The organism is Nocardia sp. CNS-044, assembly GCF_059570515.1.
In genome coordinates this window covers 113972-137949 of sequence record NZ_JCANSX010000007.1, presented here as the reverse complement: position 1 = coordinate 137949, position 23978 = coordinate 113972, and the positions used below count along the sequence as shown (strand labels likewise).

The following is a 23978-nucleotide window of genomic DNA, read 5'->3' as shown; positions in this document are numbered from 1 at the left end:
GGGGTTCACTCAGCGGAGGAGGTGGCGGAGGCGCGCGCCGAGGGTGTCCCAGCGCCAGTTCTGCTCCACCCACGCGCGTCCCGCGGCGCCCATGGCCGCGGCGGCGTCGCGGTCGGCGAGGATGTCGACGAGCGCGTCGGCGATCTCGGTGACCTTGCGTCCGTCCACCACTCGGCCGGTCTTGCCCTCCAGCACGGTTTCCGGCGCGCCGCCGGAGCGGCCCGCGACCACCGGGACGCCAGTGGCCGAGGCCTCCAGGTAGACGATGCCGAGACCTTCGACGTCGAGTCCGGCGCCGCGGGTGCGGCACGGCATGGCGAAGACGTCGGCGATGGTGTGGTGCGCGGCGAGTTCGGCCGACGGGACCCGGCCGGTGAAGACCACACTGTCGCTCACCTCGAGCGCGGCCGCCAGACCACGCAGCTTGTCCTCGTAGGGTCCGCCGCCCGCGATGACCAGCACCGCGCCGTCGACGCGATCGCGGATCTCGCGCATCGCCGCGATCAGCACGTCCTGGCCTTTGCGCGGGACGAGCCGGGAGAGGCACAGGATGGTCGGGCGATCGCCGAGCCCGTAGCGCTCGCGCAGTTCGGTGCGGGCCGCGGGATCGGGGCGGAACGTCTCGGTGTCGACGCCCGGCGGCAGGTATTCCAGCGCCGCGCCGGCGCCGAAGGCCGAGGCGAACCGGCCCCGGGTGTACTTGCTGACGTAGGTGACGACGTCGGTGTGGTCGCCGATCGCGCGCAGCGCCTGTCTCGCGCCCGGCAGCATCGACCAGCCGACCTCGTGTCCGTGCGTGCTGGCCAGGATTCGCTCGGCGCCCGCCCGGCGCAGCCGTGGTGAGAGCAGGGCGAGCGGCGCCGCCGCGCCGAACCAGACAGTGTCGCACTTCTCGTCGCGCAGCAGCCGCGCGGCCCGGCGCAGGACCAGCGGCGTCGGCAGCATCAGGGTGGTGGGATGGCGTACCACCTGGAACTTCTGCTTGGCATCGAACTTCAGGTGCGAGTCACCGCGCCAGCGCGGCGCGTAGACCACCAGATCGTCGGGCGGCAGCTCGCCGGCGAGCGTCTGCAGATACGACTGGATACCGCCCGGCCGTGGCGGGAAATCATTGGTAACCAGCAGAGTTCGGGCCATGGGGACAACCTACTTGGTGCGATCGGCTCGCCGCCGATCCGGTCGGGCTGCGCGGAGGCCTGCTCACATGGCCTGAGCGGAGAGCCAAGCGCGCCAGTCCGCGACGAAATCGGCGCGCCCGACGCCGAGCACCTCGCGCAGGACGCGATCCTCGCCCGCGGCGTCCAGGCGGTCCGCGGCGATGCGCCGGTAGAGCTCGACGAGGCGGTGTTCGTCGTACTTCTCGGCGACGAACGCGGAGACCGTCCAGGCCTCCTCGTAGGCGGCGACGGCAGTGCCACCGGCGAACGCGGTGTCCCGCGGCAGGTCGGCGGGCAGCGTCCCGGCGCGCAGTGCGGCGTCCAGCGTCGGCGCGATGTCGGCGAAGGTGTGGCCCTGGCCGCGGTGGGCGGCGTACTCGGCGAAGCCCTCCAGCATCCACTGCGGAGCGCCGTCGGCGGTCACGGCGCGGGCCGCGATATGCGTCAGTTCGTGGCGCAGCAGCGTGCGCAATCCGGCGGGGGACAGACGCCGACCCGCGTCGGGGCTGAAAACCACTCGCTGACCGGTCGGTTGGCTCCCGCGCACGAACGGGTCAGCCACCGAGGCCGCGGCGACCTCTTCGGGCATGTCGGCGCCCGACCGCACCAGCGCGGCGAACTCCGACGGATTGGCGGCGACCAGGACGAGCGCCGACTGCGCCCAGTCCGGTCCCCACAGTTCGGTGATCGCGGCCGTGGCGTCGGGCAGCTCGCGCGCGAGAATCTCGAGCTCGGCGCGGTGACCGGGGTGGCCGACCACCAGCGATTCCGCGCCGTCACCGCCGGGGACGCGCAGCGTTTCGATCGGCCCGAACGGTTCCAGGGTGCGGCGCACCGCGGCCAGGCGCGGGTCGTCGGCGGGCGCTTGCCCGAGGCTCTCGGTGGAGACGTGCTGGGCGGCGCGGATTTTCGGCATCGCCCACTTGGGCGCCATAGCCAGTGCGCAGCAGGTGCCCGTCAACAAGGTGATCATCGCGACGGTGAGAACGAACTGACACCGCCCCTTGGCCATGCACCAGCCGCGTGCCCGTCGCCAACCCTCCATAGCGGATCAGTATCGCCTAGCGGAGTGGAACGGTGTCGTCCCCATGGGCGCTACGGCCACCGGCACGCCGAAAGTGGAGGCGTGCAACATGAGTCCGTTGCCCGCGTAGATGCCGACATGCGAGATGTCGGAGTAGAAGAACACCACGTCGCCGGGCTGCATGTTCTCCTTCGACACGGGCGTGCCGTAGGACGCCTGCGCGGAACTGGTGCGCGGCACGTTCTTGCCGACCTGTTTGAACGCCCACTGCACCAGGCCCGAGCAGTCGAACTGGTCCGGTCCGGTCGCGCCCCAGACGTACGGGTCGCCGACGCGGGTGAGCCCGGCGGCCAGCGCGCTGGTTCCGCTGCCGGGAACCAGTCCCTGCAGCAACGTGTCCCGATCGAAGCCGGGCGGGAACGGCGATCCGGCCAGCGCGGACCTGTCCTTGACGGACAGCGAGCTCCACGCCTCGATCACCTGGGCGATCGCGCCGCCCAGCTCGCTGCGCTTGCGTTCCAGATCGGCGCGCACCTGCTCGGCCTTCTCGGCGGCGCCGCGGGCCGCGTCGGCGGCGGCGCGCGCGGCGGACTCGGCGGTCTCGGCCGCGTCGGTCGCCTTCTTGAATTCTTTGAGCTGATCGGCGGTCTGCGCGCTGAGCACGTCCAGCGTGGACATCTGGTCGAGCAGCTGCTGCGGGGAATCGCTGACCAGCACGGCGTACATGCGGTTGGTGCGCGCGCCTGTGTAAGTGGCGATCGCGGTGCGGTCGATGACCGGCTGGAACTTGCGGACCTCGGCGCGGGCGGCGTCGGCGACCTGGGTGGTCGCGGCCAGCTTCGCGTCGGCTTCCTCTTGCACCGCGAGTTTGGCGTCGAGCTCGTCCTGCGCGCTGAGCGCCTGCTGATTGAGTTGCTCGGACTGACGCGAGAGATCGATCATGCGCTGCACCGCCTCGCTCGCGGTGCTCGGCAGTGCCACGGGGTCGGCGACCGCGGGACCGCTCGCGTAGAGGGCCGTGGCCAGTACTCCCGCCGCCAGTACTCCACTCACCAGACGATTGGTGCGCGGTCTCCGGTGACCAGCAGTCACTGGCGTGCCCCGTTCTCTCGTAATGCCGAATCGTGAAATCGAAAGCGACGCTGTCGTCCATACCGCGGTTCGCGGAAACGGGTTCGGCGGCTCCGCAAGCCGGGCATGTCTCATTTAGGTTACGAAACGGCAGCGGTCGGTGTCCAGTGGGGAACGAACCGATCACGGCCGCGGGGAGATCGAGCCGGGCCGCTGGGCGGCCCGGCTCGACCGGAATCAGAAGCGGCGCGCGCCCGCGACCGGCATGGAGTCCATCGAGGCGATCATCACCGGGGTGCCGGAGGTGGAGGCGTGGATGATGTTGCCGTCGCCCGCGTACAGACCTGAGTGGCCGCCGCCGTAGAACGACACCAGGTCGCCCGGCTGCAGGTCGTTCAGCGAGACCGGGGTGCCGGAGGCCAGCTGGGCGCCGCTGGTGCGCGGCAGCTCCATGCCCGCCTGGCGGTAGGACCACTGCACCAGGCCGGAGCAGTCGAAGGCGTTGGGGCCCGCGGCGCCGTACACGTACGGGGCGCCGAGCTTGGACATGGCCGCGTCGAGCGCGACCTCGCCGAGGGTCTTCTGCGGCGCGACGAACGGCAGGGGAGCGCCGCCGGGCGGGGTGCCCAGCTGCAAGCCCGGGATCTCGGCCGGGATCGGGATCTCGTTCGGAACATCGAACGTGCCCACCCCGGGGATGGTCACCGGCTGAGCCGACGCGGGGGCGGCCGGAAGGAGGAACGCGCCGATGGTGGCAGCGCCGACGGCTCCGGCGGCAACGGCACGCTGCGCCTGTCGCTTGACGGTGTTGGTCGCCATGATGCGGTTACTTCCAATCTGCCCCACGACGCCACACCCGGTGGTGCAGCGGACTGCGTGCTGCCGCTCCGTTCGGTGCGGCGGACTCCGTGAGGTCTCGAAAAGGTTACGAACACATCACGGTGTTTTGTAAAGCCCAGGGCATCCGAAATGGCGATGATCAACAATTTCCGCCAGGCATATCTGCGAGGTATCTCACACCAATCACGAAACGATAACGAGGGCCGGTTATCGGCGGGCGTCCCCGTCGCTACCCTCAGCTGTCCCAGGTGGTCGCCCTGTCCATGCACGGCGTGCATGACCGCTGTTTTCGCAGGTGAGAGCGCTCACGCTGGTGCTTGACGCGTCCTTCATCCGGGCGGTTGGCCAGAGTGGCCCAGCGGTGCCGCAGCATGTCCAGGACGACTGGTCTGCTGTACCGGACACGCCCGGCCGCTGATTCATTCGCGGCGGAAATGTGATCTGGATCGCTTTTCGGTGATCTAGATCATTTCGGGGGTATCGCAATGAGAACCTCGCGCGACAAATCGGACGAATGGTGCATGGTTTCGCGCGCCCGGAAGTTGTCGTACCGGGGCCCTACGCTGCTCGCCGTGCCCGACCCCGTGCCGCGCCAGGCCGCCGCCAAGCAGCTGGCCTTCGACGAACTCGATACGCCGCTCTACGACACCACCTTCGTGGTCGTCGACCTGGAGACCACGGGAACCCGCGCGGACGGCGACGCCATCACCGAGATCGGCGCGGTCAAGGTGCGCGGCGGCGAGGTGCTCGGCGAGTTCGCGACGCTGGTGAATCCCGGCAGGGAGATTCCGCCCGCGGTCGTGCACGTCACCGGGATCACCACGGCCATGGTCTATGCCGCGCCGCGCATCGAGTCGGTGCTGCCGGGATTCCTCGAGTTCGCGGCCGGCGCGGTGCTGGTCGCGCACAACGCCCGATTCGACATGGCCTTCCTGCGCGCGGCCGCGGCGCGCTGCGAGACCGAGTGGCCCAAGGCTCCGGTGCTGTGCACGGTGAAGCTGGCGCGGCGGGTGCTCGGCAGGGACGAGGCGCCCTCGGTCCGGCTCGCGTCGCTGGCCCGGTTGCTCGGCGCGAGCACGCAGCCGACGCACCGCGCACTGGACGACGCGCGCGCCACCGTCGACGTGCTGCACGCGCTGATCGCCCGGGTGGGAAACCAAGGCGTGCACAGCCTCACCGAGCTGATGGACTATCTGCCGGACGTGAGTTCCGGGCAGCGCGCCAAGCGGGTGTTCGCCACCGACCTGCCCGCCGAGCCTGGGGTCTACCTCTTCCGCGGTCCCACCGACGAGGTCCTCTATATAGGCACCGCGGTGAATCTGCGTCGCCGCGTGCGCAATTACTTCACCGGCTCGGAGACGAGGGGCCGGATGAAGGAGATGGTCGCGCTGGCGACTCGCGTCGACCACGTGGTGTGCGCGCACGCGCTGGAGGCCGGGGTGCGCGAGCTGCGGCTGCTCGTCGCGCATGCCCCGCCCTACAACCGGCGCTCGAAGTTCCCCAAGCGGGGATGGTGGATCGCGTTGACCGACGAGCCGTTCCCGCGGTTCGCGATCGTCCGTACGCCGACGCGGGACGCGCTGGGCCCCTTCACTTCTCGGCTGGATGCCGCCGACGTCGCGGCCACCGTCGCCGAGCACGCCGGACTGCGCACCTGCACTACCCGACTGCCCCGCGACGGCCGCCACGACTGCCCGCCCGCGGTGGTCGGCGGCTGCCCTGCGGCGACCCCTTCCGGAATCCCTATAGATACAAAGGAATACGCACCCGCTCCCGCCGCGGTGCGCGCGCTGTTCCGCGGCGATTCCGACGCCACTGTGCGGGTGATGCTCGACCGCATCGAAACGCACTCCGCCGCCGAACATTTCGAGGCCGCCGCGCGCCTGCGCGATCGCACCGTCGCGGTGATCAGGGCGCTGCGGCGCACCCAGCGGCTCGCGGCGGTCGCCCGGATCACCGAGTTGATCGCCGCCCACCCGGACGGCGCGGGCGGCTGGGAGTTCGCCGTCATCCGCTACGGCCGCCTCGCGGGATCGGGGGTGGCGCGGCGCGGCACGCCACCGATGGCGATCGTGGAGCAGATCGTCGCGGCTGCGGAGACGGTCGTCCCGGACGGTGCGGGCGGCGCGGGAGGCGCGGATCCGGACGACGCGCCCCCGCTGCGCGGCGCTTCGCCCGAGGAGGCGGGCCTCGTCACGCGCTGGCTGGCGCGGCCCGGCGTGCGCATCGTGCGGACCACGGACGGGTATCACGAGCCGCGCTACGGCGCGGGCCGATGGCTGGGCTGGGCCGAGGTGGCCGACACTGCGGCCAGGACGCGATCCGCCGAGGCGGACTACGCCGAGCGTTAGGCGTAGATGCGCATTCGCTTCGAGCCATGCGCGGTCTGGGGCGGCCTGCATTCGACTCGGATGACGGGCGATCAGACCTCGGTGAACCAGTCCTCGACGCCCGCCGCGAGCAGCTACACCCACTCGGCGGGTGCCGGGCAGCTCCTCGGGAAACTCGCCGGGGCCGCCCGCCCAGATCAGCGCCCTGGCATCGGCGAGGTCGCTCCGCGTCGCGCCACCTTCGGTGACCGCCTTTTCGAGCGAGGTCGGCGCGGGCTGGGTGGGGCGCCCGTCGGGCATCCCTGCGTATTCGCTGTGGCCGTGCGCGGTCGGTGGGCGGCTGCGTCCGGTTGTGTCCGTCGGGCGTTCTGCGCATTTGCTCTGGCCGTGCACGGTCGGTGGGCGGCTGCGTCCGGTTGCGCCCGTCAGGCGTACCTCCGCATTCGCTCCGGCCGTGCACGGTCCGAGGACGGACTTCGGCCGACAGCGCCGATTACGCTGGCAGCATGATTAACGCGATCGTGCTGATCCACGCCGACAACGGCCGTATCCCGGAGACCGCGCAGGCGGTCGCCGACACCGAAGGCGTCACCGAGGTGTACTCCTGCGCGGGCGATGTGGACCTGATCGCGATCGTGCGGGTGCGCGATCACGAGCAGGTCGCCGAGGTGGTGACGCACCGGATCGACAAGACGCCCGGCGTGCTGCGCACAACCACCCACATCGCGTTCAAGTCGTACTCCCGCGCCGACGTGGAGGCCGGTTTCTCGCTGGGAGAATGACCGGTCAGGACGCGCTGATGGACCAGCCGGTGACCGAGCGGGTCTCACCCGGGTCGACCATCGCGGCCGCGTCGCCCGTGCACTGGTCGTCGGTATACACGCTGATGACCTTGTCCGTGTTGTTCTCCACGGAGAGCTCATCCGGTTGGTCGGCGACCTGAACACAGCCCACCGGGGCCTGGATCGCCTTCCCGTTCACGATCACGTCGCCTTCTTGGGCGTTGGCTGTCGGCGCGGCCAGCAGCAGGCCGGCAGCCATGATTCCGAGTAGTGCGCGCTTCATAGTCGGCTCCTCACGTGTCGGACCGGACGGCACACCGATTCGCGTCGGGATGCCGTGCCGGAGAGGTGCCCGGCGGTCGGATAACCGCCGGGATCGTGATATGCAGACTCGTTGCCGCGGGCGCATCGCTGCGGTCGATCCATCCCGCGCCGGGTCAGTCTAGCCGTCTGTTACGTGCGTGGAAGAGGTTCGGCGACAATCGGATCGAGCGTTTGCCTGAAGTTCACCGATCGCCGAGCGTGTTCGAGAGTTTGATCCAGCTGTCCAGTAGCGCGGCCGCCTGACCACCGTCGATCGCGGCGGCCGCGCGCTCGATACCGGCGGCAAGCGCGCCGTGTACGTCGGCCTCGGGATCGCCCTCCCCGCGCGAGAGGTCGTAGGCGACGATGGCCGCCGCGGAGTTCACCAGTACCGCGTCGCGCACGGGGCCCGGCGCGCCCGCGAACACCGACCGCGCCACACCGGCGTTGGTCTCGGCGTCACCGCCGCGCAGCGCGTCCAGTTCGACGCGTGGGATGCCGAGGCGGGTCGGGTCGATGGTGGTCTGTCGCTTCCGGCCGCCCGACACCACCCAGGCGTCGGTGGTGTCGGAGGTGGTGATCTCGTCGAGCCCGTCGTTGCCGCGCACCACGAGGGCGCTCGCCCCGCGCTCGGCGAACACGCCCGCGACCACCGGAAGCAGATCGGGGAAGGCGCAACCCACCAGGCCCGCGCGCGGCTGAGCCGGGTTGGTCAGCGGACCGAGCACGTTGAAGACAGTGGGAATCCCGATCTCCTTGCGCGCCGGGCCCGCGAAGCGCAGCGCGGGATGGAACAGCGGCGCGAAGCAGAAGCCGATCCCGACCTCGCGGACGCACTGCGCCACCGCGTCCGGACCGAGGGTGAGCCGCACGCCGAGCGCCTCGAGCACGTCGGCTCCGCCGCTCTTGGACGAGGCGGCGCGATTGCCGTGCTTGACCACCGGCACCCCGGCCGAGGCGACCACGACCGAGGACATGGTGGAGATGTTCACCGAGCCGGAGCGGTCGCCGCCGGTGCCGACGATGTCGACCGCGTCGCCGTCGATGTGCACGAGACGGGCGTGCGAGAGCATGCCGGCGGCCAGTCCACCCAGCTCCTCGGGAGTCGGTCCCTTGATCTTCATCGCGACACCGAACGCGGCGATCTGCGCCGAAGTCGCGTGATCGGACATGATCTCGTTCATGGCCCACGCCGTCTCGTCCGCGGCCAGGTCGCCGCCATCGGCGAGGGTTCCGAGCACCTGGGGCCAGCTGCGCACGCTCATTCCATTTCTCCCGTCACTTCTGTAGCAAGCAGCCTAATGGCGCAGCCGGACCGAGTCCGTCGATAGCAAGGGACGCTGACGAGCGCGCGGCCGGACCGAGGTTGCCGACTACTCGGCACCGCCGCAGCGTAAGCGGGGGCGCGCCCGGCCGGAAAGGCGTTTTCAGCGCGGAGTGGCCGCCCCACCCGGTTGCAGCACGTCCCACCCGTCGGCGAAACCGTCGTGGCGCTGCGCCAGCCCGGCCATCCTCGACCGCTCCTGCGAACAATGCAGCGCGTCGACGAGCTGCACCCGCTGCAGGATCAACATCTCCAGTGCATCGCCCGTCGCATCGGGTCGCGGGGCGGGCGCGTACCCCTCCTGCGCCGCGATCTCGCACACCCGCTCGACCTGCTCCGCCGGAATCCGCAGGTGATGCCGCAGCACCGCGGGCGCGTCCTCGGTCAGCCCTTCGGCCCTGGCCAGCGCGGCCGAGCAGGCCTCGGCGTCGTCGAAACTGGCCGCGACCACCACCAGGTCCGCACGGGCCGGGTCCAGCGGCGCCGGTGCGTCGCGCCCGAACAACCGCCGCCAGATACGCGGTGCCACATCCGCCTCCTCGTCTCAGCTTCTACTTACTCTCGCCTGTCATCATGACCGCGTCCGCGCAGGTCGGCGCGTTCGGTGCGGCGGCTTCCCGTGGATCGGACTCGGACATGCCAGTCCCGGTCCGTCCGTGCGTTTTCCGACACGGACGGCCAAGTTTCGTACCCGCCTACTGCTGTCGTACTACGACGAGTCATACTTACCCCCGTGACGACCGCAGTAGGGACCCCAGGATCGGCCATTACCCAGCGTGTGCACTCGCTGAACCGGCCCAACATGGTCAGCGTCGGTACCATCATCTGGCTGTCGAGCGAGCTGATGTTCTTCGCCGGCCTCTTCGCCATGTACTTCGTCGCGCGCGCCCAGGCCCACGGCAACTGGCCGCCGGAACCGACCGAGCTGAACCTGAAGCTCGCCGTGCCGGTCACGGCCGTGCTGGTCGCGTCGTCGTTCACCTGCCAGATGGGTGTGTTCGCCGCGGAGAAGGGCGACGTGTTCGGCCTGCGCCGCTGGTACGTCCTCACCTTCCTGATGGGCGCGTTCTTCGTCGGCGGCCAGGCCTACGAGTACTACCACCTGGTCCACGAGGGCACCTCGATCTCGAGCAGCGCCTACGGCTCGGTGTTCTACATCACCACCGGCTTCCACGGTCTGCACGTCATCGGTGGTCTGATCGCCTTCGTGTTCCTGCTGATCCGCACCAAGCTCAGCAAGTTCACGCCCGCGCAGGCCACCGCCGCGATCGTCGTCTCGTACTACTGGCACTTCGTCGACATCGTGTGGATCGGGCTGTTCGCCACGATCTACTTCGTCCGCTGAGCCAGCCCCGAATCTTTTGCACAAGTCGGTTCCGTCTACTCCAAAGGGACACAGATGAGTTCATCTCCCCCGTCAGCGCCTGAGCCCGCCAGCCCCGGGAACGGCGAGGCCAGCAAGACCCGCAAGCAGCGTCGCCTTCGCAGGCGCATCGCGGGCGGTCTCGCGCTCCTGGTGGGTCTGGTCGGAGCCGGCTTCCTCGCGACGGCTCTCACGCCCGAGCCCCAGGTGGCGACGGCCCACCAGGACCAGTCCGCGCTGATCCGCGAGGGCAAGCAGCTCTACGACACGTCCTGCATCACCTGCCACGGCGCGAACCTGCAGGGTGTGCAGGACCGCGGCCCCAGCCTGATCGGCGTCGGCGAGGCCGCCGTCTACTTCCAGGTGTCCTCCGGGCGCATGCCGCTGGCCGCCAACCAGGCGCAGGCCACGCGCAAGCCCGCGAAGTTCGACGCCCAGCAGATCGACGCGCTCGGCGCCTACATCGCCGCGAACGGCGGCGGCCCGTCCGTGGTGCGCGACGCCAACGGCGAGATCGCCCAGGAATCGCTGCGCGGCGACGACATCGCCCGCGGTTCCGAGCTGTTCCGCATGAACTGCGCGTCCTGCCACAACTTCACCGGCAAGGGCGGCGCGCTGTCCTCCGGCAAGTACGCGCCGCCGCTGGAGCCCGCCAGCGAGCAGCAGATCTACGCGGCCATGCTGACCGGCCCGGAGAACATGCCGAAGTTCTCCGACCGCCAGCTCACGCCCGAAGAGAAGCGCGACATCATCGCGTACATCAAGAACGCCGCCGAAGAGAAGACCCCCGGTGGCTACGGCCTCGGCGGCTTCGGCCCCGCGACCGAGGGTCTGGCGATCTGGGTGGTCGGCATCGTGCTCACCGTCGGTGCGGCTATGTGGATCGGGTCCCGGTCATGAGTGAACAGGAGCGAGACGACGTGAGTCGCCCGGATGAGGGGACCGAGCTGTCGAAGAAGGGGCCGGTGAACACCCCCGCCGACCCGACCGAAGACGAACTGGACGCGATGTCGCGTGACGAGCTGGTCAAGCTCGGCACCGAGCGCGACGGCGTCGACGTCGCCTACCGGCGCGAGCGCTTCCCGATCCCGGGCACCCGGGCCGAGAAGCGGGCCGAGCGCGAAGTCACCTTCTGGTTCGCCATCTCCGGTCTCGCGGCGGCCGCGCTTGTCGGTGTCTTCCTGTTCTGGCCCTGGGAGTTCAAGGGAACGAACGAGGAAGGCCACAACGCCTACTCGCTGTTCACGCCGCTGGTCGGCCTGACCTTCGGCATCTCGGTGCTGGTCATCGGCATCGCCGTGGTGCTGATCCGCAAGAAGTTCATCCCGGCCGAGATCTCCATCCAGGACCGTCACGACGGTCGGTCGCCGGAGGTCGAGCGGCGCACCCTGGTGGCCGAGCTGTCGGACGCGCTCGACACCTCCACGCTGGGTCGTCGCAAGATGATCACCCGCACCGCGGGCGCGGGCGTCGGTATCCTCGGCCTCGGCTCGCTGTTCCTCTTCGTCGGCGGCATGATCAAGAACCCGTGGGCCAAGGGCGACAAGTCGCCGCTGTGGGTCTCGGGCTGGACGCCGGACTTCCCTGGCGAGACCATCTACCTGCGCCGCGACACCGGCCGTCCGGAGGACATCGTGCTGGTGCGTCCGGAGGACCTGGACGCGGGCAGCATGGAGACGGTGTTCCCGTGGAAGGAGAAGTGGCGCGGCGACTCCCACGAGATGCTGCAGTCGCTGCGCGGCATCCGCAACGCGGTCATGCTGATCCGTCTGCGCACCGAGGACGCCGAGTCGGCGATCAAGCGCAAGGGCCAGGAGAGCTTCAACTTCGGCGACTACTTCGCCTACTCGAAGATCTGCACCCACCTCGGCTGCCCGACCTCGCTGTTCGAGCAGCAGACCAACCGGATCCTCTGCCCCTGCCACCAGTCGCAGTTCTCGGCGACCGAATGGGGTAAGCCGATCTTCGGTCCCGCCGCTCGCGCACTGCCGCAGCTGCCGATCACCGTCAACTCCGAGGGCTTCCTCGTCGCCAACGGCGACTTCATCGAGCCGCTCGGACCGGCCTACTGGGAGCGTCGTTCATGAGCGAACGGAGTGAACGAATCATGTTTCAGCGCGCTGGGCGCATGACGGAACCGAGCGCCAGCGAGGTGCAGGCATGAGCCCTTCAGTCGCAGCCCAAGCCAACGAGATGGACGAGCGGTATCGCGCCGCGGCGTTCGTGAAGCGGTCGATCAACAAGGTCTTCCCGACCCACTGGTCGTTCCTGCTGGGTGAGATCGCGCTCTACAGCTTCATCATCCTGCTGCTGTCGGGCGTCTATCTCACGCTGTACTTCGACCCGTCGATGGCGCACGTCACCTACGACGGCGCCTACCAGCCGCTACGCGGCGTCGGCATGTCACGGGCCTACGAGACCGCGCTGAACATCTCCTTCGAGGTGCGCGGCGGTCTGTTCGTGCGCCAAGTCCATCACTGGGCGGCGCTGCTGTTCGCGGCCTCGATCATCGTGCACCTGTTCCGTATCTTCTTCACCGGCGCGTTCCGCAAGCCGCGTGAGGCGAACTGGGTGATCGGCTCGCTGCTGCTGATCCTGGCGATGTTCGAAGGCTTCTTCGGCTACTCGCTGCCCGACGACCTGCTCTCCGGCACCGGCCTGCGCGCCGCGTTCTCCGGCATCACCATCTCCATTCCGGTGATCGGCACCTGGATGCACTGGCTGATGTTCGGCGGCGACTTCCCCGGCGACATCATCATCCCGCGCCTCTACATCGCCCACGTGCTGCTCTTCCCGGGCATCATCCTGGCGCTGATCGCGGCGCACGTCGCGCTGGTCTGGTACCAGAAGCACACCCAGTTCCCCGGCCCCGGCCGCACCGAGAACAACGTGGTCGGCGCCCGCATCGTGCCGGTGTTCGCCGCGGACCAGGGCGCGTTCTTCGCCTTCACCCTCGGCATCGTGGGCATCATGGGCGGCGTCCTGCAGATCAACCCGATCTGGAACCTCGGCCCGTACAACCCGGCTCAGGTCTCCGCGGGTTCGCAGCCAGACTTCTACATGATGTGGACCGACGGTATGGCGCGTCTGATGCCGCCGTGGGAGCTCTACATCGGCAACTACACGGTTCCCGCCGTATTCTGGGTCGCGCTGATCATGGGTCTGGTGTTCACGCTGCTGATCGCCTACCCGTGGATCGAGAAGCGCCTCACCGGCGACGACGCGCACCACAACCTGCTGCAGCGTCCGCGCGACGTGCCGGTCCGTACCGCGATCGGCGCCATGGCGATCGCCTTCTACGTGGTGCTGACGCTGTCCTGCGTCAACGACATCATCGCGCTGAAGTTCGACATCTCGCTGAACGCGACGACCTGGATCGGTCGTATCGGTCTGCTCGTGGCCCCGCCGGTGGCGTACTTCCTCACCTACCGGTTCTGCATCGGCCTCCAGCGCAGCGACCGGGCGGTGCTCGAGCACGGCATCGAGACCGGCGTGATCAAGCGCCTGCCGCACGGTGAGTACATCGAGGTGCACCAGCCGCTCGGCCCGGTCGACGACCACGGCCACCCGATCCCGCTGGCATACCAGGGCGCCCCGGTGCCCAAGAAGATGAACCAGCTGGGTTCGGCGGGCAAGCCGGGCACCGGTAGCTTCCTGCGCCCCGACCCGCACGAGGAGTCGGAGCGGAACTTCGAGCTCGACCACGCCGAGGAACACCGGCAGCTGGCGGTGCTCCAGAAGGCCCAGGAGAAGGCCAACGGCAAGCACGGCCACTGAGCCACGGTAGGCGGGAAGGCCCCGAGTCGACTACGACTCGGGGCCTTCCCCTTTTTCGAACACGAAGGCCCCGAGTCCGGACCCGGGGCCTGTCACCTGGGGGCCTCAGCGCCTGCGCGCGGCTTCGATGGCCTCGAATTTGGCGTAGTTGTGGCGGGCGTCGGCGAGCGCGTCGTGCGCGTCCGGCGGGACCGGCGGCAGTGCGGGGCGGCCGTGTGCCTCCCAGTGCTGGCGCAGTTCGTTGGTGTAGCGGGGGAGGGCGGTGGGCAGGTCGACCATCGAACCCCAGAGCTGGCACAGCGCCACGTGGTCGTATGCGCCGACCCAGGCCCACAGCTCCGGCTGCACGGAGGGCCGCGGAATCAGGAACTTGTAGAGGTCGTCGCGGATCTGTTCGCGGCTGCGCCAGCGCGGCGAGGCGGGCGGAGGTAGCTGCGGAAGCACGAACTTGCGCACCCACGGCCCCGCGCGCTCGGGGTCGAATTCGGTGGACACCGCGTAGTATTCGCGGCCGTCCTCGCAGACGACGCCGATGGACACCAGGTCGATGACGACCCCGTCCTCGATGAACTCGCAATCATAGAAATACCTCAGCGAGATCGACCTCTCCTCGATCGGGCGGGCGGTGGCATGTGCCGGTCGTTGTCACCCTATGCGGCGATGTGGGCGGCGTACGCGAGGGGCTACCGCGGGTGGGGATCGCCCACACCTCCGGGGATCGATATCCACCCCTACCTCTGCTGTCTGCACGACCGCGCGGTCCGTATTCTGAACTCGTGAACTGGACCGTCGACGTACCCATCGATCGCCTGCCGGAACTGCCACCGCTGCCCGCCGAGCTGCGCCGGAGATTGGACGAGGCGCTGGCCCGGCCCGCGCTACAGCAGCCGTCGTGGGATCCCGAACAGGCGGCGATGATGCGCACCGTGCTGGAGAGCGTGCCGCCGATCTGCGTGCCTGCCGAGGTGGAGGAGCTGCGCGGCCAGCTCGCCGAGGTCGCGCGGGGCGAGGCGTTCCTGATGCAGGGCGGTGACTGCGCGGAGACGTTCGCCGACAACACCGAACCGCACATCCGCGGCAATATCCGCACGCTGTTGCAGATGGCCGTGGTGCTGACCTACGGCGCCAGCCTTCCCGTGGTGAAGGTGGCGCGCATCGCGGGCCAGTACGCGAAGCCGCGCTCCTCCGACACCGATGCGCTCGGCCTGAAGTCCTACCGGGGCGACATGGTGAACGCGCTGGTGGCCGACGAGAAGATGCGCGAGCACGACCCGTCCCGCCTGGTGCGCGCCTACGCCAACGCCAGCGCGGCGATGAACCTGGTCCGCGCGCTGACCAGCGCGGGCATGGCCGACCTGCACAAGGTGCACGACTGGAACCGCGACTTCGTCGCGCAGTCCCCGGCGGGCGCGCGGTACGAGGCGCTGGCCGAGGAGATCGACCGCGGTCTCGCGTTCATGACCGCCTGCCGCGTGAACGACCCCAGCTTGCAGTCGGCCCGCATCTACGCCAGCCACGAGGCGCTCGTTCTCGATTACGAGCGCGCCATGCTGCGTCTGAGCGAGCACCCGGTCTCGGGCGAGCCGGTGCTCTACGACCTGTCGGCGCACTTCCTGTGGATCGGTGAGCGCACCCGTCAGCTCGACGGCGCGCACATCGCGCTGGCGGAACTGCTCGCCAACCCGATCGGCCTCAAGATCGGCCCGACCACCACACCGGACCAGGCCGTGGAGTACGTCGAGCGGCTGGATCCGAACAACGAGCCGGGCCGCCTCACCATCGTCTCGCGCATGGGCAACGCCAAGGTCCGCGACGTGCTGCCGCCCATCATCGAGAAGGTGCAGGCGACCGGCCACCAGGTGATCTGGCAGTGCGACCCGATGCACGGCAACACCCACGAGGCCTCCACCGGCTTCAAGACCCGCCACTTCGACCGCATCGTCGACGAGGTGCAGGGCTTCTTCGAGGTGCACCGCGCGCTCGGCACCCACCCCGGCGGCCTGCACATCGAGTTGACCGGCGAGGACGTCACCGAGTGCCTCGGCGGCGCCCAGGACATCTCCGATCTGGACCTGTCCGGCCGCTACGAGACCGCCTGCGACCCGCGCCTGAACACCCAGCAGTCGCTGGAGCTGTCGTTCCTGGTCGCCGAAATGCTGCGCTGAGGTCGAAACACCGCGCGGGTAGGTCTAATTCGATACATCGAGATCCGCACTGTCGTCCTGGCAGTGCGGATCTCTTTGCGCAGTCAGCTGTTTCGACGCTTTCGAACCAAATCGCCGCGAGCGCGGTAGCTCTCAGCCCCGCGTCGCGTCGAAGCGCGCGCGCAACTGCTCCGAATCGTTCAACTCGCCGAGGACCGCATAGAGCAGGTCGCGCCGTTCCTCGGGCAGGTCGGCGAACATCTCCTCGTGCACCTCGCGCAGGGCGGTCTGGATGCCCGCGAGCGTTTCGCCGCCCTTGTCGGTGAGGATGACCAGGTAGCGCCTGCGGTCGCCAGGATCGCGTTGCCGCTCGGCGTAGCCATGGCGTTCCAGGTCGTCGAGGGTGGAGACCATGGTGGCCGCGTCGATGCGCAGGTAGCCGCCGAGTTCGGCCTGCGCCATGCCGCCGCGGTCGGCCAGCGCCTGGAGCACGCTGTAGTGCCGTACCCGCAGGCCGAGGCCGAGCAGACGTTCCTCGGCCAGCCGGAAGGCGACCTGTCCCATCTTCTGTAGCAGGCACACCGTGTGCGCCGCGATGGTCCCAGGAACCAGCGCCGAGTCTTCGGACATCGTTCACCTCCCGTCACATCATGCCCAGCGGCCGGTGCCCTTGACAAACCGTTGCGTCTATAAAAGGGTAGTAGCGCAAACGATTTGTTGAGCCAATTATATGCGTTGCTCAACGCCGTGGCGCCGGGCGCACGAATGCGCAGCCGCCGCCGACACCGAAAGGCACCTCGTGACTCCACAGACTCTGTCCGGCCGCACCCTGGTGATGTCCGGCGGCAGCCGGGGCATCGGCCTGGCCATCGCACTCGCGGCCGCCCGGCGCGGCGCCGATATCGTGCTGCTCGCCAAAACCGATGTCCCGCACCCGAAGCTGGACGGCACCGTGCACACCGCGGCCGCGGAGATCGAGGCCGCGGGCGGATCGGCGCTCGCCGTGGTCGGCGACGTGCGCGACGAAGACTCGGTGCAGGCCGCCGTCGACCAGGCCGTCGACCGCTTCGGCGGCATCGACATCGTGGTCAACAACGCCAGCGCCATCGATCTGCAGGGCACCGAGACGTTGCCCGCGAAGAAGTTCGACCTGATGCAGCAGATCCAGCTGCGCGGCACCTTCCTGCTCACCCGCGCCGCGCTGCCGCACCTGCGCAAGTCGGCGAACCCGCACGTGCTGTCGCTCTCGCCGCCGCTGAACCTGGACCCGAAGTGGCTCGGCGCGCACCCGCCCTACATGCTGGCCAAGTACGGCATGACCCTGCTGACGCTCGGTGTGGCGGCCGAACACCGCGAGTCGGGCATCGCCGCGAACTGCCTGTGGCCGGAGACGCTCATCGCCACCGCCGCGGTGCGCAACCTGCTCGGCGGCGAGGAGGTCGCCGCCACTGCGCGCACCCCGGAGATCGTCGCCGACGCCGCGGCGCTGATCCTGGAGAGCCCGGCCGCGACGACCACCGGCAACACCTACCTGGACGTGGAAGTCCTCGCCGCCCACGGCATCACGGATCTGTCCGGCTACGGCCCGAGCGGCGAGCTCGGCTACGACATCTTCGTCGATCCGCCCGCCTGAACCGAAACACATCGCACCCTTGGAGTATTCATGCCTCACCTACGCCGCGAAGACGCCGTCTTCGTGCTCGATCTCGGCGAACCGGATCAGCTCGACACCGAGAACCGCTTCACCCCCGAATGGATGGACGCCGTCCACGCCTGCCTCGACGAAGTGCAGGCAGCCGACGGGCCGAAGGCGCTGGTCACCACCGGATCGGGCAAGTTCTTCTCGAACGGTTTCGAGCCCGAGCGGTTCCTGCGGCCGGACGTCGCCGACTACCTGATGGCCGGACAGCGGGTGTTCGAGCGCCTGCTGACCTTTCCCGCGCCGACCGTCGCGGCGGTCCAGGGGCACGCGTTCGGTGCGGGCGCGATCCTCGCCATGGCCCACGACGGGCGGGTCATGCGCGGTGATCGCGGCTTCTTCTGCCTGCCCGAGATCACCTTGCCACTGGCCGCATCCGACGACGGCCTCGTCATCCCCGGCGGCATGGCCGACCTGCTGACCGCTCGGCTGGGGCCCGCCGCGCACGAGGCGATGCTGACCGGCCGCCGCTACGGCGGGCCCGACGCGCTGGCCGCGGGCATCGTGGACGCGGTCGAGGAGCACGATCGGGTGCTGTCGGTCGCGCTGGCCAGGGCGGGCGCGCTGGCAGGCACCGCGGGTCCCGCGCTCGCGGCGATGAAGCGGTGGATGTACCGCGATGTCGTCGCCGCGCTCGGCAAGGTCACGCTGACCCTCTAGGGCCTAGCGGCGCGGCCGACACCGCCGATAGATGTCCGCCGACGCAGCTCAGGGCAGTGCGGTGAGGGTGACCGTGCTCCCCGGCTGGACCTTGGCCGACGCGCCGGGGCTCTGGCCGATGACCACGGAGTTGTCCGACGGGGTCAGCTGCTGGACCTGGACGCGCAGGCCGAGGCCCTCCAGCTTCTGGCGGGCCTCGCCGACGCTGTCGCCGACCAGCAGCGGCAGTTTGACCGCGTTGGAGACGATCAGCGCGACGCCCTCGCCCGAGTTCACCGTGCTGCCCGCAGCCGGGTCGGTGCCGATGACCTCGTCGGCCGCGATGGCCTTGTCGTATTCGGAGCGAGTCTCACGAACCTTGATGCCCGCCGCGCTGAGCGCCGCAACGGCTTCTTCGGTGGTCTTGCCGCGTACGTCCGGCACCTTCACCGGCTGCGCGCCGTTGCTGCGGTAGACCTTGACCTGTCCGCCCGTCGGCAGCACCGTGCCCGGCGCGGGCTCGACCTTGGCCAGCGAGCCCTTGGGCGCCTGACTGCCGACCTCGCCCGCGTCGACGGGCTGGAGTCCGGCGTCCTTGATGAGCTGGTTCACCTTGCGCACGTCGTCACCGGGATTGATGTCGGGCACCCGGGGCTTGCCGCTGGAGACCAGCACCGACACCGTGGAGCCCTTGGTGAGCTTGGATCCGGCCGACGGGTCGCTGCCGACCACGCCCCCCACCGGGATGGTGTCCGAGGCCTTCTGCCTGATCTCGGTTTCGAAGCCCGCCTCCTGGAGCTTCGCGGTGGCCTGCTCGCTGCTCAGCCCCGCGATCGGCGGCACCGGCTCGTAGCGGCCCGCGCCGAACCACCAGCCGCCGATACCGACGACCAGCGTGAGGATCGCGACGATCGCCACCCACAGCAGCGTGGTCCGGCGCGACTTGCGCCGGTCGTCGTCGTACGGCTGATACGGCGGTTGGCGCAGGCCGCTGGTCTGCGGGTCGTAGTCGGAAGGCGGCCCGTACTCCCCGGACGGTCCGTAGTCGGGAACCCGCGGTCGCGCCGCGGTGACCACCTTGGTGTGCTGCGTCGCCTGCGGTGTGTGCGGGTCCGGCGCGGGGGCGGGACGCGACGGTGCGGGTCGGCCGCCGTGATCGGGCAACGCGCGGAAGCTCGCGCTCAGATGCTCGGCCGACTCTCGGGGCGCGGGCACCCGGTAGGGCGGCAGATTCAGCTCCGCGGCGATCGAGCGCAGCTGCGCGGCCATCTCGTTGGCGTCGGCGAAGCGGTGCGCGGGCTCCCGGTTGGTCGCGCGGGCCACCAGCTCGTCGAACTCCGGCGGAACGCCCGAGATGAACTGGCTCGGGCTCGGCACGTCGTTCTCGATCCGCTGATACGCCACCGATATCGAGGTGTCGCCGGTGAACGGGACCCGGCCGGTGAGCAACTCGAAGATCAGTACGCCGAACGAGTACACGTCGCTGCGCGAGTCGGCGGTGCCGCTGGTCACCTGCTCGGGGGAGAGGTAGGCGGCGGTGCCGAGGATGACGCTCGCCGAGGTGGTCGTCGCGGCGGCCACCGCGCGCACCAGGCCGAAGTCGGCGATCTTCACCTCGCCGGAATCGGAGATGAGCACGTTCTCCGGCTTGACGTCGCGGTGCACCAGGCCGGCGGAGTGCGCGACGCCGATCGCGGCGAGCACCGGTTCGGCGACGGCGCGCACGGCGTGCGGCGGCATCGGTCCACGTTCGCGCAGCAGCTCGCGCAGGGTGCCGCCCTCGACGAGCTCCATGATCAGGAACGGATGGTCGCCGTCCACGCCTTGGTCGTACACCGCCACCAGCGACGGATGCTTGAGCTTGGCGACGGCGCGGGCCTCGAACTCGAACCGGGAAAGGAACTGCGGATCCGCGGCGAACTTGGGGTCCATCACCTTGATCGCGACCGGACGGTCCAAGCGGGTGTCCTCGCCGCGGAAGACCATCGACATCCCGCCCCGAGCAATCGGCGCGTCAATCCGGTAGCGCCCTTCCAGCATCTGCCCGATCAAGTGATGTCCTCCGGCTTTCACAAAAGTGCTCACCCCTCGCTTGTGACGCGAACAGCGACAGGCCGCCCCGTGCGGCCCCCACGATCGTAACCGTGCCGAGCGGCCGAACCGGTCTGTCGCCCGGGTGTCACACGACGCGCGCCGCCACACCGTCTACCGTTGTGCGGGTGAGTGCATTTCCCTGCAGCGAGGATGTCCTTCCGGATTCCGTGGCCGTGCTGCCGCTGCCCGAGGTGGCCGACCGCCTCGGGATCGTGGTGACGCGGGTGCACCAGATGCTGCGTGACCATCAGCTCCTCGCCCTGCGCCGCAATGGAGTGGCGAGTGTTCCGGAGGTCTTCTTCGACGACACCGGCGCGGTCGTCAAGCCCCTACCCGGGCTGATCACCGTCATGAAGGACGCCAAGTACACCGACGAGGAGATCCTCGAGTGGATCTTCACCGACGACGCCAGCCTTCCCGGCAAGCCCATCGACGCCCTGCACGGCCCGCTCGCCCGTGAGGTGCTGCGCCGCGCCGCCGCCGACCCCTTCTGAACTCCAGGTTTCGCACGCCGCGCAGGGCCGGTGGCGCTGTGCGGCGTGTGAACGACACCGCACGGGAAGTCACCGTCAACGGCGGTGGAACGCGCCCGCCACGAATTCGGTACCCGCGACGAGCAGCCGCCGCCCGGTCGGCACCACCGCTCGCCCCTGGAACACCGCGTACCCGGATTCCTCGATCCGGTCGAGAATTCCCGCGTAGAGCGCGCTCGCCGCGCGAATGGCAGGCCGGACCCGCGGGTTCAGCAGGTCGATCCCTGGATCGGCGGTGCGGTAGACGCCGCGGTTGATCGCTATCAGATGCGCCAGCGCGCGGCGTACCCGCGGATCGGTGCGGCCGGTGTGGCGGCAATGGGCGAGCAGGTCGTCGTCCACGCCGAAGGCGGCCAGGTGGTCGCCGGGCAGGTAGACGCGGCCGCGATCGAGATCCTCGCCGATATCGCGCAGGAAGTTGGTGAGCTGGAACGCCTCACCGAGCGCGGCGGCCGCGGGTTCGGCCTCGGCGGGCGGCGCGACGGTGCCGAGCACCGGAAGCAGCTGCAAGCCGATGGCGGCCGCCGAGCCGCGCATGTACTCGCGCAGCTCGGCCAGCGTGGCGTAGCGAGTGCGGAAGTGCGGCGTGCCGGCGACGTCCATGCGCATGGAGTCCAAGAAGGTCCAGAAGTGCGCGGGATCGATGGCGTAGCGGTCGACGGTGTCGGCGAGCGCGGCCAGCACCAGGGCGCGTAGCGGCGGAACCGGTTCCGTGGGTGTGCGGTGATCGAGGGCGACGCGCAGTTGTTTCTCGATCAGGTCGAGTTCGGCCGAGGGGCTCGACTGCCGCGTCTTCGCCGGGCTCTGGCGCAATGTCTCCGCCGGATTCGGCCGCCGTCCATGGCTCGCGTCCGCGTGGTCGACGATGTCGTCCACCATCCGCGCGAAGGCGTAGAGCGCGTGCACGGCGGGTCTTCGCGGAGCCGACAACAGCCTGGTCGCGAGGAAGTACGTGCGGCCGTGCTCGGCGGCGATCGCCCGGCACGCGCGGTAGGCGTCCGCTAGGCGAATCTCCGCCTCGGCTCGAGCTGTTCCCGCGAGATCGGACGAGATGCCGGGCCGAGCTTCGGTCGTGTCGAGCGGACCGCGGCCGACACCGGCTAGGTCTGAGTCCTTCCCGGGTCTCGCGGTGCTCATGGTCGCGAAGCGGTGGCCGCGACTTCACTCCGCGGGGTCTCCGCCTGCGGCGTGGAACGCAGCCGCAGTGGATCCACCGTGCGCAGCGAGAGCGCGGCGACGACCGCGGCGAACGTCGCCGCGGCCACGTGCCAGAAGTTGTACAGACCGATCGATCCGTCCGGCTGGAAAACCAGCATCAGCCAGGTACACAGGCCGACGAGCACCATGAGCGTCGTGGTGGACAGCGCGAACGCGGCGGCCAGCGCCAGCGGCCACGAGTAGTACCAGGGCAGCGCGGCGGGGGAGAGGATGACGATGCCGACGAACGCGATGAGGATGCCGAACACCGCCTCGCGCTCGCTGTGCCGGAACCGCCACCAGGTCCACACCAGCACCGCGACCAGTGCGAGCGCGCACAGCGCGCGGGTCACGGTGAGCACCGATTCCATGCGCAGCGGGGTGATCCAGGTGGTGGTGTGCGCCATGATCGTCGGCAGCGACAGCCAGTTGATGATCTTCTTCGAGCCCGACAGCGCGGTCAGCCAGCCGATGCCGACGCCCGCGATGGCCGACGCCGCGACGAACACCGCCGCGAACACGCTCAGTCCCAGGCCCGCGATCTTGGCGAACGTCATGGCCGGATGCGGCATGTCCGGTCCCGCCTTCGCGGCGTCCGGGGCGCCGTTGGCCGGGGTGGAGTTCGGATCGGCCGGTGCGTTCGGGTCCGCGGCCGCGCGTTCGGCGGCGCGGCGTTCCCGCTCGTGCAACATCCAGATCCAGACGAGGAACGGCAGCGCGATGCCCGCGGTGGCCTTGATCGCCACGCCGATCGCGACGACGACGATGCCCGCCACGTGGTGGCGCTCCAGCACCAGCGCGATGCCCGCGCACATCAGGCCGACCATCAGCATCTCGTTGTGCACACCGCCGATGAGGTGGATGAGCACCAGCGGGTTGAGCACCGCGAGCCACAGCGCCACCGTCGGCTTGCCGCCGAGATGTTTGGTCAGATACGGGACCGCCCACATCATCAGCGCGAGACCGGGCAACATCACGAAGCGCAGCGCGATGGTGCCCGCGACGACGTTGTCGCCGGTGATGGCGGTGATGGCGCGGCCGAGCAGCAGGAACACCGGGCCGTACGGCGCGGTGGTGGTGGTCCAGACGGGGCTCACATTGTCCAGCAGCACACCGGGATTCGCGACGGGACCCACCTGGTAGGGATCGAAACCGTCGCGCAGCAGCGCGCCCTGGGCCAGGTAGGAGTAGGCGTCGCGGCTGAACATCGGCACCGCGAAGAGCAGCGGGAAGATCCAGATGCCGACGATCGCGCGCAGTTCGTTCAGCGTCACCGCCGCGCCCGCCCGGTTGCCGAGCCCGAGTGTGGTGCGGCCCAACCGAACCCACGCGGTGATCATCAGCAGCACGCCGACCCAGATGAGCATGCTCGACAGCGCGTAGCCGTGCCCGAACCGCAGCCAGGACAGGTTCATCGCCTCGAGCAGCGGATCGCGCTGGCGTACGCTGCCCGCGCCGAGACCGCCGAAGGTGATCATCACCGCACCGAAGAAGCCGAGCAGCGCGGCGTGGCCCTCGGGACTGCGCGCGAAATCGGCGTAGGTCTGCATCCGGTCCCGGATGTCGTTCCGGTCGGCGCCGTCGCCGGAGTATCGCGCTGTGCTGGATCCGGTGGCGCTCGAGGTGCCGCGACTCGACGCGCGACGCGCGGTGTCGGTCGGCGTGGCGGCTGCGGCGCTCGTCTCGGGGGGATGCATGTCG

Annotated in this window: 22 protein-coding genes; 10 read left to right on the top strand and 12 right to left on the bottom strand. The window is 69.6% G+C overall.

The features are described from left to right. Window positions 1-9 precede the first annotated feature (9 nt). The 4 genes from T333_RS15415 to T333_RS15400 form a co-directional block, all read right to left on the bottom strand. On the bottom strand, window positions 10-1137 hold the full coding sequence (locus T333_RS15415) for a glycosyltransferase family 4 protein (RefSeq protein WP_496424864.1): 1128 nt from the start codon (window positions 1135-1137) through the stop codon (window positions 10-12). 63 nt (window positions 1138-1200) lie between these two features. Continuing rightward, a complete protein-coding gene (locus tag T333_RS15410) occupies window positions 1201-2202 on the bottom strand; it encodes a hypothetical protein (RefSeq protein WP_496424863.1) in 1002 nt (333 codons plus the stop codon). A gap of 6 nt (window positions 2203-2208) precedes the next feature. Next, complete coding sequence (locus T333_RS15405; protein ID WP_496424862.1) at window positions 2209-3234, bottom strand: NlpC/P60 family protein; 1026 nt, start codon at window positions 3232-3234, stop codon at window positions 2209-2211. A 255-nt stretch (window positions 3235-3489) separates the two neighbouring features. After that, on the bottom strand, window positions 3490-4071 hold the full coding sequence (locus T333_RS15400) for a C40 family peptidase (RefSeq protein ID WP_496424861.1): 582 nt from the start codon (window positions 4069-4071) through the stop codon (window positions 3490-3492). Between the two features lie 593 nt (window positions 4072-4664). On the opposite strand from T333_RS15400, the gene T333_RS15395 reads away from it, so the two are divergent. Both T333_RS15395 and T333_RS15390 read left to right on the top strand, forming a co-directional pair. Beyond that, a complete protein-coding gene (locus T333_RS15395; protein ID WP_496424860.1) occupies window positions 4665-6443 on the top strand; it encodes a DEDD exonuclease domain-containing protein in 1779 nt (592 codons plus the stop codon). 485 nt (window positions 6444-6928) lie between these two features. Beyond that, the gene (locus T333_RS15390; RefSeq protein WP_067785820.1) at window positions 6929-7204 is read left to right on the top strand and encodes an Lrp/AsnC family transcriptional regulator; all 276 of its coding nucleotides are present in this window, start codon (window positions 6929-6931) and stop codon (window positions 7202-7204) included. A gap of 4 nt (window positions 7205-7208) precedes the next feature. Here T333_RS15390 and T333_RS15385 read toward each other — a convergent pair whose 3' ends face one another. The 3 genes from T333_RS15385 to T333_RS15375 all read right to left on the bottom strand — a co-directional run bounded on the left by T333_RS15385 (window position 7209) and on the right by T333_RS15375 (window position 9360). Then, complete coding sequence (locus T333_RS15385; RefSeq protein ID WP_496424859.1) at window positions 7209-7487, bottom strand: hypothetical protein; 279 nt, start codon at window positions 7485-7487, stop codon at window positions 7209-7211. 223 nt (window positions 7488-7710) lie between these two features. Then, window positions 7711-8772: an anthranilate phosphoribosyltransferase gene (trpD, locus tag T333_RS15380; protein ID WP_496424858.1), complete on the bottom strand. Its 1062-nt coding sequence runs from the start codon at window positions 8770-8772 to the stop codon at window positions 7711-7713. A 162-nt stretch (window positions 8773-8934) separates the two neighbouring features. Then, entirely contained in the window at window positions 8935-9360 is a 426-nt protein-coding gene (locus T333_RS15375; protein WP_357254770.1) for a ribonuclease E inhibitor RraB, read from the bottom strand. A 204-nt stretch (window positions 9361-9564) separates the two neighbouring features. Between T333_RS15375 and ctaE the strand changes: the two genes are divergently transcribed. The 4 genes from ctaE to qcrB all read left to right on the top strand — a co-directional run bounded on the left by ctaE (window position 9565) and on the right by qcrB (window position 13971). Then, window positions 9565-10176, top strand: coding sequence for an aa3-type cytochrome oxidase subunit III (ctaE, locus tag T333_RS15370; protein WP_355004221.1), 612 nt, complete (start codon window positions 9565-9567; stop codon window positions 10174-10176). 54 nt (window positions 10177-10230) lie between these two features. After that, the gene (gene qcrC / locus T333_RS15365) at window positions 10231-11094 is read left to right on the top strand and encodes a cytochrome bc1 complex diheme cytochrome c subunit (RefSeq protein ID WP_355004222.1); all 864 of its coding nucleotides are present in this window, start codon (window positions 10231-10233) and stop codon (window positions 11092-11094) included. Beyond that, the gene (qcrA, locus tag T333_RS15360) at window positions 11091-12281 is read left to right on the top strand and encodes a cytochrome bc1 complex Rieske iron-sulfur subunit (RefSeq protein ID WP_355004223.1); all 1191 of its coding nucleotides are present in this window, start codon (window positions 11091-11093) and stop codon (window positions 12279-12281) included. The genes qcrC and qcrA overlap by 4 nt, the downstream gene beginning before the upstream one ends. Before the next feature lie 73 nt (window positions 12282-12354). Beyond that, window positions 12355-13971 (top strand): cytochrome bc1 complex cytochrome b subunit, encoded by a 1617-nt coding sequence (gene qcrB, locus T333_RS15355; protein ID WP_357254773.1) that lies wholly within the window; start codon window positions 12355-12357, stop codon window positions 13969-13971. Between the two features lie 105 nt (window positions 13972-14076). Here the strand turns inward: qcrB and T333_RS15350 are convergent, their stop codons facing one another. Continuing rightward, the gene (locus T333_RS15350; RefSeq protein ID WP_141812579.1) at window positions 14077-14565 is read right to left on the bottom strand and encodes a polyadenylate-specific 3'-exoribonuclease AS; all 489 of its coding nucleotides are present in this window, start codon (window positions 14563-14565) and stop codon (window positions 14077-14079) included. 182 nt (window positions 14566-14747) lie between these two features. Between T333_RS15350 and T333_RS15345 the strand changes: the two genes are divergently transcribed. Further along, entirely contained in the window at window positions 14748-16136 is a 1389-nt protein-coding gene (locus T333_RS15345) for a class II 3-deoxy-7-phosphoheptulonate synthase (protein WP_355004225.1), read from the top strand. Window positions 16137-16268: 132 nt separating this feature from the next. Here the strand turns inward: T333_RS15345 and T333_RS15340 are convergent, their stop codons facing one another. Further along, window positions 16269-16745: a MarR family winged helix-turn-helix transcriptional regulator gene (locus T333_RS15340; protein WP_355004226.1), complete on the bottom strand. Its 477-nt coding sequence runs from the start codon at window positions 16743-16745 to the stop codon at window positions 16269-16271. 169 nt (window positions 16746-16914) lie between these two features. On the opposite strand from T333_RS15340, the gene T333_RS15335 reads away from it, so the two are divergent. Further along, the gene (locus T333_RS15335; RefSeq protein ID WP_357254777.1) at window positions 16915-17748 is read left to right on the top strand and encodes an SDR family oxidoreductase; all 834 of its coding nucleotides are present in this window, start codon (window positions 16915-16917) and stop codon (window positions 17746-17748) included. Window positions 17749-17778: 30 nt separating this feature from the next. Continuing rightward, on the top strand, window positions 17779-18474 hold the full coding sequence (locus T333_RS15330; protein ID WP_496424857.1) for an enoyl-CoA hydratase/isomerase family protein: 696 nt from the start codon (window positions 17779-17781) through the stop codon (window positions 18472-18474). A gap of 48 nt (window positions 18475-18522) precedes the next feature. On the opposite strand, the gene pknB is transcribed toward T333_RS15330, so the two are convergent. After that, on the bottom strand, window positions 18523-20505 hold the full coding sequence (pknB, locus tag T333_RS15325) for a Stk1 family PASTA domain-containing Ser/Thr kinase (protein ID WP_355004229.1): 1983 nt from the start codon (window positions 20503-20505) through the stop codon (window positions 18523-18525). A gap of 167 nt (window positions 20506-20672) precedes the next feature. On the opposite strand from pknB, the gene T333_RS15320 reads away from it, so the two are divergent. Then, complete coding sequence (locus tag T333_RS15320; protein WP_355004230.1) at window positions 20673-21041, top strand: Rv2175c family DNA-binding protein; 369 nt, start codon at window positions 20673-20675, stop codon at window positions 21039-21041. 75 nt (window positions 21042-21116) lie between these two features. Here T333_RS15320 and T333_RS15315 read toward each other — a convergent pair whose 3' ends face one another. Beyond that, window positions 21117-22217 carry a phytoene/squalene synthase family protein gene (locus T333_RS15315; RefSeq protein ID WP_496424856.1) on the bottom strand — a complete coding sequence of 367 codons (1101 nt, stop codon included), beginning with the start codon at window positions 22215-22217 and terminating at the stop codon, window positions 21117-21119. Then, window positions 22214-23974 carry an alpha-(1->6)-mannopyranosyltransferase A gene (locus tag T333_RS15310; RefSeq protein ID WP_496424855.1) on the bottom strand — a complete coding sequence of 587 codons (1761 nt, stop codon included), beginning with the start codon at window positions 23972-23974 and terminating at the stop codon, window positions 22214-22216. The genes T333_RS15315 and T333_RS15310 overlap by 4 nt, the downstream gene beginning before the upstream one ends. Window positions 23975-23978: the final 4 nt, after the last annotated feature.

Bases quoted from the DNA above. Each gene is read 5' to 3' on its own strand.
- T333_RS15310 (WP_496424855.1), bottom strand. From the start codon at position 23,974: ATGCATCCCCCCGAGACGAGCGCCGCAGCCGCCACGCCGACCGACACC.
- T333_RS15340 (WP_355004226.1), bottom strand. From the start codon at position 16,745: ATGTCCGAAGACTCGGCGCTGGTTCCTGGGACCATCGCGGCGCACACG.
- qcrC (WP_355004222.1), top strand. From the start codon at position 10,231: ATGAGTTCATCTCCCCCGTCAGCGCCTGAGCCCGCCAGCCCCGGGAAC.
- T333_RS15330 (WP_496424857.1), top strand. From the start codon at position 17,779: ATGCCTCACCTACGCCGCGAAGACGCCGTCTTCGTGCTCGATCTCGGC.
- T333_RS15410 (WP_496424863.1), bottom strand. From the start codon at position 2,202: ATGGAGGGTTGGCGACGGGCACGCGGCTGGTGCATGGCCAAGGGGCGG.
- T333_RS15400 (WP_496424861.1), bottom strand. From the start codon at position 4,071: ATGGCGACCAACACCGTCAAGCGACAGGCGCAGCGTGCCGTTGCCGCC.
- T333_RS15385 (WP_496424859.1), bottom strand. From the start codon at position 7,487: ATGAAGCGCGCACTACTCGGAATCATGGCTGCCGGCCTGCTGCTGGCC.
- qcrA (WP_355004223.1), top strand. From the start codon at position 11,091: ATGAGTGAACAGGAGCGAGACGACGTGAGTCGCCCGGATGAGGGGACC.
- T333_RS15315 (WP_496424856.1), bottom strand. From the start codon at position 22,217: ATGAGCACCGCGAGACCCGGGAAGGACTCAGACCTAGCCGGTGTCGGC.
- T333_RS15390 (WP_067785820.1), top strand. From the start codon at position 6,929: ATGATTAACGCGATCGTGCTGATCCACGCCGACAACGGCCGTATCCCG.
- trpD (WP_496424858.1), bottom strand. From the start codon at position 8,772: ATGAGCGTGCGCAGCTGGCCCCAGGTGCTCGGAACCCTCGCCGATGGC.
- T333_RS15415 (WP_496424864.1), bottom strand. From the start codon at position 1,137: ATGGCCCGAACTCTGCTGGTTACCAATGATTTCCCGCCACGGCCGGGC.
- qcrB (WP_357254773.1), top strand. From the start codon at position 12,355: ATGAGCCCTTCAGTCGCAGCCCAAGCCAACGAGATGGACGAGCGGTAT.